We start from the raw sequence: 20107 nt of genomic DNA on the forward strand, positions 1-20107 counted from the left end.
TAAGAGAGATTGCCAATCTTTTTGTACAATCTTTATAATAGAAAGAAAAGGAGTTTTATTCTTGACTTGCGCACGGATACATAAAAGGATAGACTGTTGACATGAAAGAAATGAGAAGGATGGAAGACATGACAAATCATTACTATTCTGAACGCCCAGATACGGCGCACGATTTTGAACAATGGGCTTTTGAGTTAAAAGGCAGAACCTTTCAATTTGTAACTGATTCTGGTGTATTTTCACGTGAAACAGTGGATTATGGTTCACGTGTCCTGATTGATGCTTTTGATTGGGAAGAGTTGCCTGACGAAGGAAAGATCTTAGATGTGGGATGCGGGTATGGACCGATTGGGCTAGCTTTGGCATTTGCGACACAACGGTTTGTTGAAATGGTCGACATTAATGAGCGAGCAGTGAGTCTAGCGCAAGGAAACGCAAAGCGTAACCAAATCGAACAAGTGGACATCCACCAATCAAATATCTATGAAGTACTTCATGAAGAAACCTATGCAGCTATCGTCAGCAATCCGCCAATCCGTGCTGGAAAAAAAGTCGTACATGAAATCTTGACAGGCGCATATCCTCGATTGAAGCAGGGCGGTACACTGACAATTGTGATCCAGAAGAAACAAGGAGCGCCGAGTGCGCAAAAGAAGATGGAAGAAACATTTGGCAATGCAGAAATCGTTACAAAAGATAAAGGATATTATATCATCAAAAGTGTGAAAGAATAACTAGCTGAAAAATAATAGAGCGACGAAAAAGTGGAACTGGGCGTGCATGTAAGGGTACGTATCAGTTCTTTTTTTGCTGAGAAGTTTTTAAAAAACAAAGAACTATTTTTTCTTCAAAAATAAATAGTAGGAACAGAGTCGTTGTTTTTTGCGATAAAATAAATAAGATACAGAACTTGTATAGAAGGCTGCCAAGTTGGTAGATAAAGGAGATTTTTATCAAAAAACATACTTTCTTTTTTTCTCTATTCTTTTCTTGGGGGTTTTGGTACACTGATAGGGAATTTAGATAGAAGGGAGCCACTAGGGTGAAGCTGACCATCAGAGATATTGCAGAAATGGCAGGGGTATCAGTAACAACTGTCTCACAGATTTTGAATAACAAAGGAAGCCGATTTAGTGATAAGACAAGAAAAAAAGTGTTGTCGATCGTGAATGAACATCATTATAAACCCGATTATTTCGCTTCAAATGTGATCAATCGACATTCAAAGACCATCGGAATGATCGTTCCTGATGTCACCGATTTCTTCTTCTCCAAACTGATCGAAGGTGTAGAGAGCTATTTGAATCCTTTGGGCTATGTGATCATGTTATGCAATTCTCGTCATAGCCAAGAAAATGAGATCAAGTATTTACAAGAGCTTTCCCACCGCTCAGTGGACGGGATCTTGCTGGCAACACCAAATATTTTACCTGAGAAATACGCATTAGACAGCGGATTTTATCAAAAAATGCCGATTATTTTAATCGATCGCGGATTGAATCGTCGGGATAACGGACGGCTTATCGTAAAGGAATATGAGGGAGCCTATCAAGCTGTTTCACTATTTATTGAAAGTGGCCATACGAAGATCGGCATGCTGAAGGAAACCACTGGATACTATCAATTAGAAGAACGTTTCAACGGATATCGTCATGCGCTGAAAGATCATGGCCTGCCTTTTAATGGGAAATTTGTTGAACATGGAGAGTTGACTGTCCAAGGTGGATATACTGCATCAAAAAAATTACTCAAACATAAAGATATTACGGCTATTTTTTGCGGGAATGATGCCATGGCGATTGGCTGTTATCAGGCGATAGATGAATTGGGCAAAAAAATCCCAGAAGATATTTCAGTCATAGGATTCGATGGATTAAAGCTGTCAGAATACATGATTCCGCAATTGACGACAGTGCAGCAACCAAGTTTTGATATTGGATTTTATGCTGCGCGTTTCCTGATTGATACGATCGAATTTCCTCAAAGAAAAGTTCCGAACAAAGTGTTCGAAACAAAATTAATTATTCGTGAGAGCGTAAAAGTATTGACAAAGGGCTAACTCGGCGGTATATTGCTTATGTAAGCATTTACAAAGGCGAGTTAGTGCTTTTTTTATTTTTAGTAAACCAGTTTACTAAAGTGGTTTACCTTTTCTAAAAATAATGTATAATACCGAATGAAGACAAGGAGGATCAGGCAATGCGAATGGTGGATCTGATTGAAAAAAAGAGGGATGGAAACGAGCTGTCGAAAGAGGAAATCGAGTACATCGTCACGAACTATACGAATGGAAAGATTCCAGATTATCAAGTCAGTGCATTATTGATGGCAATTTTTTATCAAGACATGACAAATGAAGAAATCACGAACTTAACATTGGCGATTGCTAATTCTGGTGATGTCATCGATTTGAGTTCTCTTGAAGGAATAAAGGTAGATAAGCATTCGACAGGTGGCGTTGGTGACACGACCACATTGATTTTAGCCCCCCTAGTAGCTAGTGTCGGAGTGACAGTGGCTAAAATGTCTGGACGCGGTCTAGGTTACACAGGTGGCACATTAGATAAGCTAGAAGCAATTCCCGGATTTCAGATCGAGCTTTCGGATGAAGCATTCGTACGCATTGTCAATGAAAGCAAAGTAGCAGTAATCGGTCAATCAGGAAACTTGGCACCGGCGGACAAAAAATTGTACGCTTTGCGTGACGTCACAGCGACCGTTGATTCTCTTCCGCTGATTGCCAGTTCGATCATGAGTAAAAAGATCGCGGCAGGAGCAGATGCAATCGTTTTGGATGTGACCACTGGAGACGGTGCTTTCATGAAGAATATCGAAGATGCAAGACGTCTGGCAAAGACCATGACAAGCATTGGCAAACTAGCGAACCGAGAAACAGTGGCGGTAATCTCGGATATGTCAGAACCTCTTGGCGAAGCAATCGGAAATAGTCTAGAAGTTGTCGAGGCAATCGAAACATTACAAGGAAATGGTCCAGAAGATCTAGTAGAAATGTGCTACGCCTTAGGAAGCCAAATGGTTGTCCTTGCTGGCAAAGCTAAAACAATCGATGAAGCAAGAACGTTGCTTCAAGAAGCTCTGGAATCAGGTAAAGCGTTAGCAAAATTCAAAGAAATGATCCAAAATCAAGGGGGAGACCCAACCATCGTGGAACAACCAGAACGAATTTTGACTGCACGTTACACAATGGAACTTCCTGCTAAACAAAGCGGAGTCGTGTCAAAAATCGTGGCAAACGAATTAGGAATTGCTGCAATGATGCTAGGTGCTGGGCGTAAAACCAAAGAAGACGATATTGATCACGCCGTTGGATTGAAACTGCATAAAAAAATCGGGGACACTGTGACAAAGGGCGAGTCATTATTGACAATCTATAGTAATGATGAAGAAATCTCTTCGGTTATTGAATTATTATATAAAAATATTGAAATTGGCGAATCAGCAATGAAGCCAACATTGATTCATGACATTATCACAGAATAAAAGGAAAAAAGCGGATTTACCGTTTGAAAGAAAAGGGGAAAAGAAATGGAACTAAACCGAATGATCGACCATACTATTTTGAAAGCAGACGCATCTAAAGAAGCTGTGATGCAAATTATCGAAGAAGCGAAAAAATATCATTTTTACTCTGTCTGCATCAATCCAGCATGGGTTGCGCTAGCAAAAGAACAATTACAAGGCGAACCAGTAGCCGTATGTACAGTGATCGGGTTTCCTTTAGGAGCAAACACATCCGAGACAAAAGCATTTGAAACGACAGATGCCATCAATAACGGTGCTGATGAAGTCGATATGGTCATCAATATCGGTGCGTTGAAATCAAAAGATGATCAAAAAGTTCAAAAAGATATCGAAGCAGTTGTTGAAGCAGCAAAAGATCGTGCACTTGTCAAAGTGATCATCGAAACATCTTTATTAGATAGAGAAGAAATCATCCGAGCATGCGAATTAGCAAAAGCTGCAGGCGCTGATTTTGTCAAAACATCAACTGGTTTCTCAACGGGTGGTGCAAAGGTAGAGGATGTCCGCTTGATGCGTGAAACGGTAGGACCTGAAATGGGCGTTAAAGCTTCTGGCGGTATCCATAACGAAGAAGAAGCAATGGCAATGATCGAAGCGGGTGCTACAAGAATCGGAACAAGCGCAGGAGTAGCAATCGTATCTGGTTCAACTGGCGAAGGCTATTAATTTTCAAAGGAGAAACTCATGGCAGAACTCAAACAAGAATGGATCAACATAGCTATTGAAGCGTTAGATAAAGCATACGTTCCTTATTCCCATTTTCCGGTAGGTGCTTGTCTCGTAACAGAATCAGGCAAGATTTATCAAGGTATCAACATCGAGAATGCATCATTTGGATTAACGAATTGTGCCGAGCGCACAGCTTTCTTCAAAGCCGTATCAGAAGGAGAAAGATCGTTTACCCATTTAGTCGTAGCAGGGCACACCCCGGATCCTATTTCTCCATGTGGTGCATGTCGGCAAGTAATGGCAGAGTTCTGTGCTCCTGATATGCCGGTTACGCTAGTGGGAGACAATGGTGTGACGAAGGCAACGACCGTTCGAGAACTACTGCCTTATGCATTTACTGAAAAAGATCTATAACTCATGTTCATTCAGTCAGCTGACTGTTGAAAAATAAAACAATTATTTTAGGAGGCTTTACAGAAATGAAAAAAGCAAAATTATTTGGTTTAGGTGCTGTCGCACTAGCAGCAGGGTTATTTTTAGGTGCATGCGGCAACAACGGCTCTACTGATTCATCCGGTGGCAAAAGCTCATCAGACACAACAACTGCAGCATTGATCACAGATACAGGTGGTGTAGACGACCGTTCATTCAACCAGTCAGCTTGGGAAGGATTACAAAAATGGGGGAAAGATCAAGGTCTTTCACGAGGCAATGATGGCTTCCAATACTTCCAATCTTCAAACGAATCAGATTATATCCCAAATATCGACCAAGCATTGAATGCTGGATTCAAAACGATTTTTGGTATTGGTTATAAACTAAAACCAGCGATCCAAGAACAAGCAACGAACAATACAGGTACGAACTTCGTTATCATCGATGATGTGATTGACGGATTAGATAACGTTGTATCTGCTACATTCAAAGACAACGAAGCTTCTTATCTTGCAGGGATTGCAGCAGCTTACACGACTGAAACGAACGTAGTCGGCTTTATCGGCGGCGTAAAAGGTGAAGTAATCGATCGTTTTGATGCTGGATTCAAAGCCGGTGTTGATGCAGGTGCGAAAGAACTAGGAAAAGAAATCAAAGTATTGAACCAATATGCTGGTGACTTCTCTGCTCCAGATAAAGGACGTTCAATTGCTCAAGGTATGTATGCACAAAATGCAGATATCATCTTCCATGCTTCAGGTGGTACAGGTAATGGTGTATTCCAAGAAGCAAAATCATTGAACGAATCAGGCGACAAAAAAGTTTGGGTTATCGGTGTTGACCGCGACCAATCAGACGAAGGCGAATACACATTGAACGGCGAAAAGAAAAACTTCACATTGACATCTACACTGAAAGCAGTAGGAACAGTAGTAGAAGATTTGGCACAAAAATCAGCTGACGGTAAATTCCCTGGTGGTGAACACACTGTTTATGGATTGAAAGAAGACGGTGTTGGTCTAACAGAAGGACAACTTTCTGACGAAGCGAAAAAAGCAGTGGATGAAGCAAAAGAAAAAATCATTTCAGGTGACGTAAAAGTTCCAGAAACTCCTGAAGAAAATTAAAACCATTTCTATAGCCTTGTTAGACACATGTTTGACAAGGCTATGGTTTGATTAGAACAAGAATTGTTCATTTATCCAAGCTGCCTTGAGACAGTTTGGATAAGGGAACAATTCCCTGAAGTAATGTTTGTTTCAAAAGAAGAACGCTCGCTAAGCGTGAATCTTAGTCAATCGTTGCCCTAGATAGAAATCGTTAGGATGTGAAAAAAAGGTGGTTCAAGAAAATATTGTCATAGAAATGCAGAATATTACCAAAGAATTTGGAACATTCAAGGCAAATGACAACATCAATTTACAAGTAAAGGCAGGAGAGATTCATGCGTTGCTTGGAGAAAACGGTGCTGGCAAATCTACATTGATGAACGTGCTTTCCGGATTATTAGAGCCGACATCAGGAAAAATTTTGATGCGTGGGAAAGAAGTACAAATCACAAGCCCGACAAAAGCCAATCAATTAGGGATTGGGATGGTCCATCAGCACTTTATGCTTGTTGATGCCTTTACTGTAACAGAAAACATCGTGTTGGGAAGCGAACCTAGTCGTGCAGGGATGCTTGACCATAAAAAAGCGCGAAAAGAGATTCAAAAAGTTTCTGAACAATATGGATTATCAGTCAACCCAGATGCTTATGTTCGTGATATTTCAGTTGGGATGGAACAACGGGTAGAAATTTTAAAAACACTTTACCGAGGAGCAGATGTACTGATTTTTGATGAGCCGACAGCTGTATTGACCCCTCAGGAAATTGATGAATTAATCGTGATCATGAAGGAATTAGTCAAAGAAGGCAAGTCAATCATTTTGATTACGCATAAGTTAGATGAAATCAAAGCAGTAGCTGACCGTTGTACAGTTATCCGCCGTGGAAAAGGAATCGGTACAGTCAACGTTAAAGACGTTACCTCACAGCAATTAGCTGATATGATGGTCGGAAGAACGGTTTCATTCAAAACGATGAAAAAAGAAGCGAAGCCTCAAGAAGTCGTTTTGTCTATTGAAAATCTAGTGGTGAAAGAAAATCGTGGATTAGAAGCCGTGAAAAACTTGAACTTAGAAGTTCGTGCTGGCGAAGTACTTGGTATCGCTGGAATCGATGGAAACGGGCAGTCGGAGTTGATCCAAGCTTTAACTGGTTTGCGAAAGGCAGAAAGCGGACATATCAAGCTAAAAGGGGAAGACATCACCAATAAAAAACCTCGAAAGATCACTGAACATGGTGTAGGACATGTGCCAGAAGACCGTCATAAATATGGGTTAGTCCTAGATATGACATTGTCTGAAAACATTGCCCTACAAACGTACCATCAAAAACCTTACAGTAAAAACGGTATGCTGAATTATTCAGTGATAAATGAACATGCCAGAGAATTGATCGAAGAATATGATGTTCGAACAACGAATGAACTTGTTCCTGCAAAAGCTTTATCAGGCGGAAATCAGCAAAAAGCAATCATCGCTCGGGAAGTCGACCGAGATCCTGATCTGTTGATCGTTGCAAATCCAACTCGTGGACTGGATGTAGGTGCGATCGAATTTATTCATAAACGTCTGATCGAACAAAGGGACAAATACAAAGCAGTGTTATTGATTAGTTTCGAATTAGAAGAAATTTTAAATGTTTCGGATCGTATTGCTGTTATCCATGAAGGAGAAATCGTCGGGATCGTTGATCCGAAAGAAACATCTGAAAATGAATTAGGTCTATTGATGGCGGGCTATACCTTAGAAGAAGCACGAAAAGAGTTAGAAAAGGGGGCTGGCGCACATGAATGATCGCAGCGAGAAATTCCGTAATTTATTAGTGCCTGTACTTTCAGTTGTTTTAGGATTAATCTTAGGCGCGATATTGATGGCTGCTTTTGGTTTTCAGCCCATCCAAGGTTATTCTTCTATGTTAGATGCAGCTCTTGGTTCGCAAAGAGGAATCGGTGAAACATTAAGGCAAGCAACGCCGTTGATTTTTACAGCATTAGGGTTTTCTGTAGCTAACTCAGCTGGGTTCTTCAATATCGGGCTTTCTGGACAAGCACTTTGCGGATGGATCGTCAGTGTCTGGGTGGCACTTGCTTTTCCAGATCTTCCAAAAGTCGTTTTGCTTCCATTGTGTGTGATCCTAGGTGCCTTAGCAGGTGCGATGGCAGCGGCTGTTCCTGGGTTGCTACGAGCATTTTTTGGAACAAGTGAAGTGATCGTAACGATCATGATGAACTATATCTTATTATACGTAAGCACATTTGCTTTACATGAAGTGATGCCTGAAAGCTACCGATCAAGTTTGGACTCTTCCAATATGATCAGTCAAAATGCATCGTTGCGGTTACCTTGGTTAACACAAGCTTTTGGCGGCTCTCGCGTAAACTCAGGTTTGTTTTTAGCCATCATCGCGCTTATTTTTGTTTGGCTATTGATGAAGAAAACGACTTTAGGATTTGAGATCCGTTCCGTTGGTTTGAATCCTTTTGCTTCTGAGTATGCAGGGATGAGTAGTAAACGTACGATCGTTTTGTCGATGGTCATTTCTGGCGCTTTGGCAGGGCTTGGCGGTGTGGTTGAAGGATTAGGAACGTATCAAAACTTCTTCGTTCAAACGACTTCACTATCTATTGGATTTGATGGGATGGCTGTTTCCTTACTTGGATCTGGATCAGCAATCGGTATTCTTTTATCAGCGATTTTGTTCAGTATTTTGAAGATCGGCGGACTTGGCATGCAGACAGGAGCTGGTGTTCCGTTTGAGATCGTCAATGTATCGATTGCTCTGATTATCTTCTTTGTTGGGATCAATTTCTTGATTCGTTTCGTCATGGCTAAGTTCTTCCAAGGAAAAAAACAAGAAGAAATCGTTGCGACAATCGAAGCGAAGCCAACGAATCAAAACCATGAAGGAGGCGAACTATAATGTCGACTATCGAATTAATTGCCTTGATTCTTACTTCAACACTGGTTTATTCAACACCGTTAATTCTAACATCACTAGGCGGAACGTTTTCTGAACGCAGCGGGATTGTAAATGTAGGGTTAGAAGGAATCATGGTCATGGGTGCTTTTAGTTCCATCGTTTTCAACTTGACGATGAGCCCCTCACTTGGTTCCATGACGCCATGGATCGCTATTTTAGTGGGTGGCGTCGTAGGTATCCTATTTTCTTTGATCCACGCAGTAGCAACAGTCAGCTTGCGTGCTGACCATATTATCAGCGGTACAGTGATCAATCTGATGGCACCAGCTTTAGGTGTTTTCTTGATCAAAGCATGGTATGGGAAAGGTCAAACAGATAACATCACGCAGAATCTGGGATATTTCTCTTTCCCAGGTTTAGCAGATATTCCGGTCATTGGACCAATTTTCTTCAAAAATACATTCTTGCCTGCTTATTGTGCAATTTTGATTGCTGTCATTGCTTGGGTGATCATCTTTAAGACGAAATTCGGCTTACGCCTCCGTTCAGTTGGTGAAAACCCTCAAGCTGCCGATACATTAGGTATCAATGTATATGCTATGCGTTATTCAGGCGTGCTGATTTCAGGCTTGTTAGGCGGTATGGGCGGTGCTGTTTTTGCTCAGTCGATTTCCGGTAACTTTTCAGCTGGTACGATCGTTGGACAAGGGTTCATCTCCATGGCTGCTATGATCTTTGGTAAATGGAATCCTTTAGGCGCAATGGGTGCCTCACTGTTCTTTGGTTTTGCACAAAGCTTGAGTATCATCGGTGCACAATTACCAGTTATTTCTTCGATTCCACCAGTATTGCTGCAAATTGCTCCATATCTGCTGACAATCATTGTGTTGGTTGTTTTCTTAGGGAAAGCTTCTGGACCAAAAGCAAACGGGAAGAACTATATCAAATCAAAATAATCTTTTAGCGAATAAAAAGGGTGGGTTACGGGAAGTGTTTTTCGTCTCGCCCTTTTTGTTTTAAAGGTAATAAAAATAAAAAGAAAGAAGGAATAATCATGTTTAAACGCGTACATCTAATCGTCATGGATTCAGTAGGAATTGGAGAAGCACCAGATGCCGAGAAGTTCGGTGACGTTGGTTCTGATACATTAGGACACATTGCAAAAGAAGCAGGATTGAATATTCCGCATTTAGAGCAGCTTGGTTTGGGAACGATTCGGCCTCTTGAAGGTGTGGAATCAGTGAAAGATCATCAAGGCTATGCGACGAAATTAGAAGAAGTTTCTGTAGGGAAAGATACGATGACAGGCCATTGGGAAATCATGGGATTGAATATCAAGACGCCGTTTCGTGTGTTTCCGAACGGATTCCCTGATGATCTGATCAAACAAATCGAAGAGTTTTCTGGCCGTAAAGTCGTATGCAACAAACCATATAGCGGAACGGCTGTTATTGACGATTACGGTGAACACCAAATGAAGACAGGTGATTTAATCGTATATACTTCTGCCGATCCTGTCCTTCAGATCGCGGCACATGAAGAAATCATTCCTTTAGAAGAACTATACCGGATTTGCCAATTCGTTCGTGATATAACAAAAGATGACCCGTACATGATTGGTCGAATCATTGCACGTCCATATGTGGGAGAACCAGGAGACTTCACACGAACAAGCAATCGTCATGATTATGCGTTGAATCCATTCGGACACACCGTCCTTGATTCTTTGAAAGAAGCAGGAAAAGATGTGATTGCTGTAGGAAAGATCAACGATATTTTCAATGGACAAGGAATCACTGAATCTGTCCGCACGAAAAGTAATATGGATGGCGTCGACCAGTTGCTGAACGTTATGAAAAAAGAGTTTACAGGTATCAGCTTTACCAATTTAGTAGATTTTGATGCATTATACGGTCATCGCCGGGATGTAGTCGGTTATGCGCATGCGATTGAAGAATTTGACTTGCGGATCCCAGAATTGCTTGAAGCGATGGAAGAAGACGACTTGCTAATGATTACAGCCGATCACGGAAACGATCCGACATTTACTGGTACCGATCATACACGAGAATATGTACCGTTATTGGCTTACAGTAAAAAAATGAAAGAACAAGGGGCGTTGCCTCAAGGATATTATTCCGATATCTCCGCAACGATTGCTGAGAACTTTAGTGTTTCTTCGACTGAAAATGGCGAAAGCTTCTTAAAATTATTAAAATAATCTTTTTAAAATAGGAGAAAGCAAATGACCAAGTTAAGTGAGATGTTACAAGAAACGACCCAGTTTATCCTTGATAAAGGAGTAAAAGAAATTGATTTTGGTTTGATCCTAGGTTCAGGATTAGGTGAATTAGCAGATGAAATCGAAGATGCTGTAATGATTTCTTATGATGAGATCCCGTTCTTTCCTGTTTCGACAGTAGTTGGACATGCAGGACAGCTGGTTTACGGATCTCTAGCAGGTAAGAAAGTGTTAGCCATGCAAGGAAGATTCCACTACTATGAAGGTCATTCCATGCAAACAGTGACCTATCCAGTACGTGTGATGGCCGGACTAGGTGCCCATTCAGTCATTGTGACCAACGCATGTGGCGGTGTCAACGAATCCTTTGTACCAGGAGATTTGATGCTGATTACCGATCACATCAATTTTACTGGTGAAAATCCTTTGATCGGTCCGAATGAAGATGAAATGGGCCCTAGATTTCCAGATATGAGTCAAGCATATACGCCTGACTATCAAGCAACAGCAAAAGCAGCAGCAGAAAAACTAGGTTTGGATCTTAAAGAAGGCGTATATATGGGCTACTCTGGACCAACTTATGAAACGCCTGCTGAGATTCGGATGTCTCGAACAATAGGGGCCGATGCAGTAGGGATGTCGACTGTTCCAGAAGTCATCGTAGCAGCTCACAGCGGATTAAAAGTGTTAGGAATTTCTTGCATTACCAACTTAGCAGCAGGTATGCAAGCGAATCTGAGCCATGAAGAAGTTGTAGAAACAACTCAGAGAGTCAAACAATCTTTTAAAGCATTGGTTAAAGAAACATTGACATTATTGTAATAGGAGGAGCAACAAAATGAGTGTGCATATCGAAGCGAAAGAAGGCGAGATTGCCGATAAGATTTTACTTCCAGGCGATCCTTTACGAGCTAAATATATTGCGGAGACTTTTTTTGAAGAACCAGTTTGCTACAATCAGGTCCGTGGTATGCTAGGCTTTACCGGCAAATATAAAGGAGAACGTATTTCTGTTCAAGGAACAGGGATGGGGATGCCATCAGCCACCATCTATGCCCATGAATTGATCCAGTCATATGGCGTAAAGAAATTGATCCGAGTAGGTACATGTGGGGCATTGTCAAAAGATGTCCATGTTCGTGATTTAGTACTAGCGCAAGGCGCAGCAACCAGCTCTTCGATGATCGAAAAAAATTTCCAAGCCTTTCATTTTCCACCAATCAGTGATTTCAATCTATTACTGAAAGCATATGAGATAGCGAAAGAAAAGGGCTATACGGTTCATGTAGGAAATGTCCTTTCGGAAGATTCTTTCTACAAAGATGATTTGACAGAGACATTCCAATTAGCTGAACTTGGCGTCTTAGGAGTTGAAATGGAAGCAGCCGCTCTTTATTACTTAGGCGCGAAATACCATGTGCAGACATTAAGTTTGATGACCGTTAGCGACCATTTGATTACTGGAGAAGAAACAACAGCTGCAGAACGTCAATCGACGTTCAATGAAATGATCGAAGTAGGATTGGAAACGGCGATTCAAGGGTAAAGTAATAGCTAAATAGCAAGAAAGTGTGACTGCCTAAACTTCTATTAATAGAAATTAGGCAGTCACATTTTTTGCAGAAACTGTCTCACATAACCTGAAATCAATGACAACCGTTGCTTCAGTTACTTCGAGAGTCCTCCTAAAGTCAACCATTTGAATGTCTAAAATGTGAATCGACATTCTTTTTAAATTGCAGACGAATGGCACAATCTTAATCAAAAAAAAAGAACAGAAAGAAGCGAGTTACGCTCTTTCTGTTCCGAACTAGGCCACCAACAGGAGATGACAAATGGGTCATCTCCTGTTGGTGGTTTCGTCTAAATGAATACCTTAATCATTCAATTGCTCATGTGATGATGCTTGAAGAATGAAAAATTCAACTTAAATCAAGTCTGCATCAATAATAAGTGTTTCGAATAATACAGCGTGCTCAAGTGAGGAACTTGATCCAGGACGTCCTGGTAGGCGATATACTTCTACTCGCTGTCCTGCTTTTCCAGGAATTCCGTGACGTATTTGAATATTACCATCAACTATTCTTGGAATGCTATAGAATGCTGTGCCGTTAAATGTTTCAAAACGATATCTTCCATCAATGTAAACGACCCATCTTTCTTGATTACTGTGAAAAAGTTCAGGTGTCAATGTTAAATAAGCAAATGCTTGAGAGCCTTCTCGCCCTACAGACAACATGTTTGTTTCTGTTACGCCTGTTTCCACTTGGATATTGTCATATTTCGCCCAACCATTCCATGTAGAAGCAAATCGTATAAGGTATGTATTTTCATCGTCTGGAGTCGTAAAAGTAAGTTTGCTACGTTCCCAGTTCTCATTATTATGTTCACTGCGCTCTAATACATCAAAACCGACATCATGATTCATGATCCCTAATTCAACACGTCCTGGTGCTGATTCGCTTGCTGCAACATCATAACTAAATGTATACGTGGTACTTGGTTTTAATGTCACGTATTGATGAACATTTTCACCATCTCTTGCTAAAGCAAAGTTATTTCCATTAACGGTTTGCAGTGTGGGATTATTTGGCTCTTGGCCACTAGTGATCCAGTGATCAAACCCGTCATTAAAGTCACCATTATGGATATACAATTGTTGCTCAATGGCCTGTTTACTTGTACTAACGAAGTCAGTTGTTGATAGACTTGTTGCGAATGTCGAAACGGATCCTCCTAAACTTAAAAATACCATACCTGCTGCCATCACTGTTTTTAAATTATTTTTGATCATCTTGTATCTCCTCGCTCTCTATTTTTATTTTTGATTTTGTTTGTAAGATGCAGCCGTGTAATCTGTCTGTATCTCACAAATTAATCATAACCGAGAAAATAACGGTCTTGTAAACGCTTTTTTCTATATAACATTTATTATTAGAAAAAAATGATAAAATAAATAGTTTTATGAGGTTGACTTCTATCTAAATTCCATTTATTAGCAACATAAGAAAAGATGGAGAGTTGTGGTGATAGCTCATACAAATGAAACTTCCTCTTAGAAACAGGATAAAAGAATGAAATTTAAATAAGTTTCTACAAAAAATGTTTGCTCCACATCTGAATGTTTGTCAGACATTCTTTTTTCTCTCAATGCTACGCCTTCTCTCTTAATTTTTTATTTATTCAAACAGTACTTACTATTATAATCATATAGTTATTATGTAAATTGATGTCATTCGCATTAGATAGCCAAGACTACCGTCTTCCGATATCTAAAAAAACAGCCCCTTCATCTCTTACAATAATAGGAGGTGAGAGGGCTGTCTTACTTACAATAGAGTATCTATTATAGGTAGTATTTTTTAGCTACTGTTAAGTCATCATTTAATTCATAAACAAGTGGTTGACCTGTTGGGATTTCAAGATCCATGATGTCTTCGTCAGAGATACCTTCGATATGTTTAGCTAGAGCGCGTAATGAGTTACCGTGTGCAGCTACTAAAACAGTTTTGTTGTCTAGTAATGCTGGAGCAATTTCATCTTGCCAGAATGGCAAAGCACGTTCTAATGTTACTTTCAAGTTTTCGCCACCAGGAATATCGCGTTTGTCTAACATTGCGTAACGACGGTCGTTTGCTGCAGAACCTTCGTCAGTTTCTTCCATTAATGGAGGAAGAGTATCGTAAGAACGACGCCAGATGTGTACTTGTTCGTCGCCGTATTTTTCAGCTGTTTCTTTTTTGTTCAAACCTTGTAATTTACCATAGTGACGTTCGTTCAAGCGCCATGATTTGATTTGTGGTACCCAAAGTTGATCTGAATATTCTAAAATCAAGTTACATGTTTTGATTGCACGAGTTAAAACAGAAGTATAGGCAACATCAAATTCGATTCCAGCTTCTTTGATTTTGCGTCCGCCTTCTTTTGCTTCTTCGATTCCTTCTGGTGCTAGGTTTACATCAGCCCAACCAGTAAATTGGTTCAATGCATTCCATTCACTAAGACCGTGACGAGAAAAAACTAATTTTGGCATGTTTAGCTCTCCTTTAAGATAGGTTTATATTTCTGAAAATTTCAGTTCTGTTTTATTGTACAATTTTTTGGAAGAGATTTCCATCGAAAAATTGGATAAGATTCTATGAGAAAACGAGTAGAGAAGATAAAAAAACGAACAGCTGCGAAAGCACTGTTCGTTTTTAGGCATTAGATGCATAATTGCTCGATTTCTTTTTCAGGCAAATTGATATATTTATAACATGTTCCAACTGAAACACCGCATTTTGAAGAAATAAATTGGATTGTTTCTTTTTTTTCATAATAGAGACGCCGGATTTTTTTGATCGTTTTTGCATCAATTTTTGGTCTTCCGCCGATTTTTCCTTTTTTACGAGCTTCATCTAATCCAACTAATGTACGTTCTTTGATCAATGCGCACTCCATGTTTGCTAGGTTTTCCATCAATTGGAAATAGATTTTTCCCATTTCGCGCGTATCGATTCCTTCATCAATGCTAATCAAGTGCAGCCCGCGGTCTTTGAATAATTGCGTAAGTTCTGTTAATTGCCGTGTAGATTTGCCCAATCGATGAAGTTGGCAGACGACTAGTGCATCGCCTTGCTGCATGTCAGCAATCACTGACTCCAAATGAATAGCAGTAGCATCGTTTTGTTCCACTTCATATGTCTCATGGAAAATTTCTTGACAACCAAAGTCAGATAATTGTTCAACCTGAGTTGTTAAATCAACATCATTTATGGTTGTGCGTGCATAACCAATAATTTTCATGGTGATTCCTTTCTAGCAGTGATTTTCTAACTGGATATAACAGTAAAAATGTAGCATAAAGTACGTCAAAAAGATAGTTTTTTCGCAAATTTTCCGCTGTCTTTTTTTATTGGATGATCAAGCAGTTTTTCTTTATTTATGGTGGATGGCATCAAGAATCTCAACACCTTTTTCTGAGCCAACAACAACTTTTGAAACCATATTTAGGAAAAGTCCATGTTCGACTACCCCAACAAGTTCATCTAAATAGGTAGCTAAGCTTTCTGGTTGTTCAATAACTTCTAGATGCAGATCAATGATATAATGACCACCATCTGTGGTTAGGACTTCGCCGTTTTCGTCTGTACGCAAAACAGGTTGGAATCCTTTTTCGTCAAAAATATGAAGTAGCTGTTGGGAGCCATAAGGGATGACTTCAACTGGGAGTGGGAACTTCCCGAGTTTATGGACTAATTTAGAAGAATCAACGATCCAAATCGTTTCTTTTGAGTACGTAGCGACTATTTTCTCGAAAAGCAAAGCAGCACCGCCGCCTTTTATTCCTTGAAAATCAGTACTGATTTCATCAGCACCATCTATCGTCAGATCGACTACTGGGACTTCGTCGATACTCTTTAGCGGTATTCCTAATTTTTCCGCTTGTTCTTTTGTCGCATTTGAAGTAGTGACTCCTGTGATACGTAATCCTTCTTCACGCATGCGGCGACCAATCTCTTCTACCATATAATAGGCGGTTGAACCGGTCCCGAGACCAACGATCATCCCGTCCTTTACGAATTTCGCGGCTTCAATGCCAGCTAATTGTTTTAAATTCATCTTTGCATCCACCTTTTTTTAGTTTGAGCTTCGTGCTTTCCTCACTATTTTAGCGTGATTTACGGCAAAAAGATACCATTCTTTTTTATTCCAATAAAGCTTTTTCAAAAAAATTTCCGTCTCTTGTTGACATGCTTTTTCATTCATGATATTCTAACAAAGGTGCTTTATCTACAGGTTTCTGTGAAGAAACGTGCTGACTGTTTATCAAAGCATATTTGATAAGGATGCAGACATTGCATTTATTTTTTATCGCAAAAAAAGAACCACCTGGATGTGTGGAACTAGACGCAAATCGTGGGAAGGAGGAAACAAGGAATGCCTACAATTAACCAATTAGTACGTAAACCTCGTAAATCAAAGGTGGAAAAATCTAATTCACCTGCTTTGAACAAAGGATATAACAGCTTTAAGAAAACTCAAACTAACGTAAACTCACCTCAAAAACGTGGGGTAGCAACTCGTGTGGGTACAATGACACCTAAAAAACCGAACTCAGCTTTACGTAAATATGCACGTGTTCGTTTGTCAAACTTAATTGAAGTTACTGCTTATATCCCAGGGATTGGTCATAACTTACAAGAACACAGTGTTGTATTATTACGCGGTGGTCGTGTAAAAGACTTACCAGGGGTACGTTACCATATCGTTCGCGGTGCTTTAGATACTGCTGGTGTTAACGACCGTAAACAAAGCCGTTCTAAATACGGAACTAAAAAACCTAAAGCTTAATTTTAATTATTAAACAAATGAAACTTGCTTCTATTATATAGAAGTAATTACTATGAACAATATTTCGGAAGGAGGAGTTACGGATGCCACGTAAAGGTCCTGTTGCAAAACGTGATGTTTTACCAGATCCTATTTATAACTCAAAATTAGTAACTCGCTTGATCAACCGTGTAATGGTTGACGGAAAACGCGGGATTGCAGCTAACATTATCTATAATGCCTTTGATTTGATCAAAGAATCTACAGGTAACGATCCATTAGAAGTGTTTGAACAAGCAATGAAAAACGTTCAACCTGTTCTTGAAGTTAAAGCACGTCGTGTTGGGGGTTCAAACTACCAAGTACCAGTTGAAGTTCGCCCTGAACGCCGCGTTACTCTAGGTCTTCGTTGGGTAGTAAACTACGCTCGCTTGCGCGGTGAACACACAATGGAAGAACGCTTAGCAAAAGAAATCATGGATGCTGCAAACAACACAGGTGCTTCTGTTAAAAAACGTGAAGACACTCATAAAATGGCTGATGCCAACCGCGCGTTTGCTCACTATCGCTGGTAAGATTCTCTCTGTTTGGTCGGCTTTTATAAGTCGACCTCAGATAGTGTCCTTATTTTTAGCAACTAGATAGTAAAGAGAGGAGAAACAAGGAGAATGACCAGAGAATTTTCTTTACAAAACACTCGTAATATCGGTATCATGGCCCACATTGATGCTGGTAAAACGACTGCTACTGAACGTATCTTGTACTATACTGGTAAAATCCATAAAATTGGTGAAACTCATGAAGGAGCTTCACAAATGGACTGGATGGAACAAGAACAAGAACGTGGTATTACGATCACTTCTGCTGCTACTACAGCACAATGGAAGGGTCATCGAATCAACATCATCGACACACCAGGACACGTAGACTTCACAGTTGAAGTTGAACGTTCCTTGCGTGTACTTGATGGTGCTGTAACTGTTCTTGATGCACAATCAGGTGTTGAACCTCAAACTGAAACAGTTTGGCGTCAAGCAACAACTTACGGTGTACCTCGTATCGTATTTGCAAACAAAATGGACAAGATTGGTGCTGACTTCTTATATTCAGTATCAACTTTACATGACCGTTTGCAAGCAAACGCTCACCCAATCCAATTACCAATTGGTGCGGAAGACGACTTCACAGGAATTATCGACCTTGTAACAATGAAGGCTGAAATGTATACAAACGATCTTGGAACAGAGATTGAAGAAACAGAAATTCCTGAAGAATACCGCGAATTAGCTGAAGAATGGCGCGAAAAATTGGTTGAAGCTGTAGCTGAAACTGATGAAGAACTTACTTTGAAATACTTAGAAGGTGAAGAAATCACTGAAGCTGAGTTAAAAGAAGGTATCCGCCGCGCAACAGTTAACGTAGAATTCTACCCAGTACTATGTGGCTCAGCATTTAAGAACAAAGGGGTTCAATTACTATTGGACGCTGTTCTTGATTACTTGCCATCACCGTTAGATATCCCAGCAATCAAAGGGATTGACCCTAAAACTGATGAAGAAGTAGAACGTCCTGCAGACGACAGCGCTCCTTTCTCAGCTTTAGCATTTAAAGTTATGACTGACCCATTCGTAGGTCGTTTAACTTTCTTCCGTGTGTACTCTGGTGTTTTAAAATCAGGTTCATACGTACAAAACGCAACAAAAGGCAAACGCGAACGTGTTGGTCGTATCCTACAGATGCATGCCAACTCTCGTTCAGAAATCTCTGAAGTTTACGCTGGAGATATCGCTGCTGCTGTTGGTTTGAAAGACACAACTACTGGGGACACACTGTGTGATGAAAAGAATCTAGTTATTCTTGAATCAATGGAATTCCCAGAACCAGTTATCCAAGTCGCTATTGAACCTAAATCAAAAGCTGACCAAGATAAAATGGGTGTGGCTTTACAAAAACTATCTGAAGAAGATCCTACTTTCCGTGCTGAAACAAACGTGGAAACAGGCGAAACAATCATCGCTGGTATGGGTGAACTTCACTTAGATATCATCGTTGACCGTATGCGTCGTGAATTCAAAGTTGAAGCTAACGTAGGTGCGCCTCAAGTATCTTACCGTGAAACTTTCCGTGCCGGCACTCAAGCCGAAGGTAAGTTTGTACGTCAGTCTGGTGGTAAAGGTCAATACGGTCACGTATGGATCGAATTTACACCAAACGAAGAAGGTGCTGGTTTCGAATTTGAAAATGCGATCGTCGGTGGGGTTGTTCCTCGTGAATACATTCCAGCTGTTGAAACTGGTTTGAAAGATGCTATGGAAAATGGTGTCTTAGCTGGCTATCCATTAGTAGATATCAAAGCTAAACTTTACGATGGTTCATACCATGATGTCGATTCAAATGAAACTGCCTTCCGTGTTGCTGCTTCTATGGCATTACGTGCAGCAGCTAAGAAAGCTAATCCAGTAATCCTTGAACCAATCATGGCTGTAGAAGTTGTTATCCCTGAAGATTACTTAGGTGATGTTATGGGTCACGTAACTGCTCGTCGTGGACGTGTTGAAGGTATGGAAGCTCGCGCTGGCGGCCAACAAGTTGTTCGTGCGATGGTTCCACTTGCTGAAATGTTTGGTTATGCTACAACTCTTCGTTCTGCTACTCAAGGTCGTGGTACATTTACAATGACATTTGACCACTACGAAGATGTACCAAAATCAGTACAAGAAGAAATCATTAAGAAAAATGGCGGAAAAGCTGAATAATTTCTTAAAACCGGATAGTCCTGCAAAGAGATTATCCAAAGAGACTATATTTTTAATATAGTTTCGTGTAAAATAATTATCGATGATATGGGCATGTGATGTACCTAGTGTACATCATATACC

General features: G+C 40.3%; 19 protein-coding genes. 15 read left to right on the plus strand and 4 right to left on the minus strand.

Annotated elements, in window-relative coordinates:
* The first annotated feature begins 128 nt into the window (after positions 1 to 128).
* From AB3I27_RS03535 to deoD, 12 genes are all read left to right on the plus strand, one after another.
* On the plus strand, positions 129 to 734 hold the full coding sequence (locus tag AB3I27_RS03535) for a class I SAM-dependent methyltransferase (protein WP_002309852.1): 606 nt from the start codon (positions 129 to 131) through the stop codon (positions 732 to 734).
* 308 nt (positions 735 to 1042) lie between these two features.
* The gene (locus AB3I27_RS03540; RefSeq protein ID WP_002291103.1) at positions 1043 to 2059 is read left to right on the plus strand and encodes a LacI family DNA-binding transcriptional regulator; all 1017 of its coding nucleotides are present in this window, start codon (positions 1043 to 1045) and stop codon (positions 2057 to 2059) included.
* 140 nt (positions 2060 to 2199) lie between these two features.
* Positions 2200 to 3501, plus strand: coding sequence for a pyrimidine-nucleoside phosphorylase (locus AB3I27_RS03545; protein WP_002312334.1), 1302 nt, complete (start codon positions 2200 to 2202; stop codon positions 3499 to 3501).
* 45 nt (positions 3502 to 3546) lie between these two features.
* Positions 3547 to 4209 (plus strand): deoxyribose-phosphate aldolase, encoded by a 663-nt coding sequence (deoC, locus tag AB3I27_RS03550; protein WP_002291107.1) that lies wholly within the window; start codon positions 3547 to 3549, stop codon positions 4207 to 4209.
* A gap of 18 nt (positions 4210 to 4227) precedes the next feature.
* Positions 4228 to 4626, plus strand: a complete 399-nt coding sequence (locus tag AB3I27_RS03555) for a cytidine deaminase (RefSeq protein WP_002309848.1) — start codon at positions 4228 to 4230, stop codon at positions 4624 to 4626.
* Positions 4627 to 4691: 65 nt separating this feature from the next.
* Positions 4692 to 5774 (plus strand): BMP family protein, encoded by a 1083-nt coding sequence (locus AB3I27_RS03560; RefSeq protein ID WP_002291111.1) that lies wholly within the window; start codon positions 4692 to 4694, stop codon positions 5772 to 5774.
* Between the two features lie 211 nt (positions 5775 to 5985).
* The gene (locus tag AB3I27_RS03565; RefSeq protein ID WP_002291113.1) at positions 5986 to 7548 is read left to right on the plus strand and encodes an ABC transporter ATP-binding protein; all 1563 of its coding nucleotides are present in this window, start codon (positions 5986 to 5988) and stop codon (positions 7546 to 7548) included.
* Positions 7541 to 8674, plus strand: a complete 1134-nt coding sequence (locus AB3I27_RS03570; protein ID WP_002291115.1) for an ABC transporter permease — start codon at positions 7541 to 7543, stop codon at positions 8672 to 8674. The genes AB3I27_RS03565 and AB3I27_RS03570 overlap by 8 nt, the downstream gene beginning before the upstream one ends.
* Positions 8674 to 9630, plus strand: a complete 957-nt coding sequence (locus tag AB3I27_RS03575; RefSeq protein ID WP_002309847.1) for an ABC transporter permease — start codon at positions 8674 to 8676, stop codon at positions 9628 to 9630. The genes AB3I27_RS03570 and AB3I27_RS03575 overlap by 1 nt, the downstream gene beginning before the upstream one ends.
* A gap of 98 nt (positions 9631 to 9728) precedes the next feature.
* Complete coding sequence (gene deoB / locus AB3I27_RS03580) at positions 9729 to 10895, plus strand: phosphopentomutase (RefSeq protein WP_002309846.1); 1167 nt, start codon at positions 9729 to 9731, stop codon at positions 10893 to 10895.
* 24 nt (positions 10896 to 10919) lie between these two features.
* A complete protein-coding gene (locus AB3I27_RS03585; protein WP_002291120.1) occupies positions 10920 to 11738 on the plus strand; it encodes a purine-nucleoside phosphorylase in 819 nt (272 codons plus the stop codon).
* Between the two features lie 16 nt (positions 11739 to 11754).
* Complete coding sequence (gene deoD, locus AB3I27_RS03590; protein WP_002309845.1) at positions 11755 to 12462, plus strand: purine-nucleoside phosphorylase; 708 nt, start codon at positions 11755 to 11757, stop codon at positions 12460 to 12462.
* Positions 12463 to 12843: 381 nt separating this feature from the next.
* On the opposite strand, the gene AB3I27_RS03595 is transcribed toward deoD, so the two are convergent.
* The 4 genes from AB3I27_RS03595 to rpiA form a co-directional block, all read right to left on the minus strand.
* Entirely contained in the window at positions 12844 to 13710 is an 867-nt protein-coding gene (locus AB3I27_RS03595) for a carbohydrate binding domain-containing protein (RefSeq protein ID WP_087063506.1), read from the minus strand.
* Between the two features lie 552 nt (positions 13711 to 14262).
* Complete coding sequence (gpmA, locus tag AB3I27_RS03600; protein ID WP_002294321.1) at positions 14263 to 14949, minus strand: 2,3-diphosphoglycerate-dependent phosphoglycerate mutase; 687 nt, start codon at positions 14947 to 14949, stop codon at positions 14263 to 14265.
* Positions 14950 to 15119: 170 nt separating this feature from the next.
* The gene (locus AB3I27_RS03605; protein WP_047929618.1) at positions 15120 to 15701 is read right to left on the minus strand and encodes a recombinase family protein; all 582 of its coding nucleotides are present in this window, start codon (positions 15699 to 15701) and stop codon (positions 15120 to 15122) included.
* 132 nt (positions 15702 to 15833) lie between these two features.
* A complete protein-coding gene (gene rpiA, locus AB3I27_RS03610) occupies positions 15834 to 16517 on the minus strand; it encodes a ribose-5-phosphate isomerase RpiA (protein ID WP_368022905.1) in 684 nt (227 codons plus the stop codon).
* Positions 16518 to 16835: 318 nt separating this feature from the next.
* Between rpiA and rpsL the strand changes: the two genes are divergently transcribed.
* The 3 genes from rpsL (at position 16836) to fusA (ending at position 19984) form a co-directional block, all read left to right on the plus strand.
* Positions 16836 to 17249 carry a 30S ribosomal protein S12 gene (rpsL, locus tag AB3I27_RS03615; RefSeq protein WP_002294318.1) on the plus strand — a complete coding sequence of 138 codons (414 nt, stop codon included), beginning with the start codon at positions 16836 to 16838 and terminating at the stop codon, positions 17247 to 17249.
* 83 nt (positions 17250 to 17332) lie between these two features.
* Complete coding sequence (gene rpsG / locus AB3I27_RS03620; RefSeq protein ID WP_002290440.1) at positions 17333 to 17803, plus strand: 30S ribosomal protein S7; 471 nt, start codon at positions 17333 to 17335, stop codon at positions 17801 to 17803.
* Positions 17804 to 17896: 93 nt separating this feature from the next.
* Complete coding sequence (gene fusA / locus AB3I27_RS03625; protein ID WP_002309841.1) at positions 17897 to 19984, plus strand: elongation factor G; 2088 nt, start codon at positions 17897 to 17899, stop codon at positions 19982 to 19984.
* The last annotated feature ends 123 nt before the right edge of the window (positions 19985 to 20107 follow it).

This window comes from Enterococcus sp. C46 (assembly GCF_040887565.1).
In the GTDB taxonomy this organism is placed as follows: domain Bacteria; phylum Bacillota; class Bacilli; order Lactobacillales; family Enterococcaceae; genus Enterococcus_B; species Enterococcus_B lactis.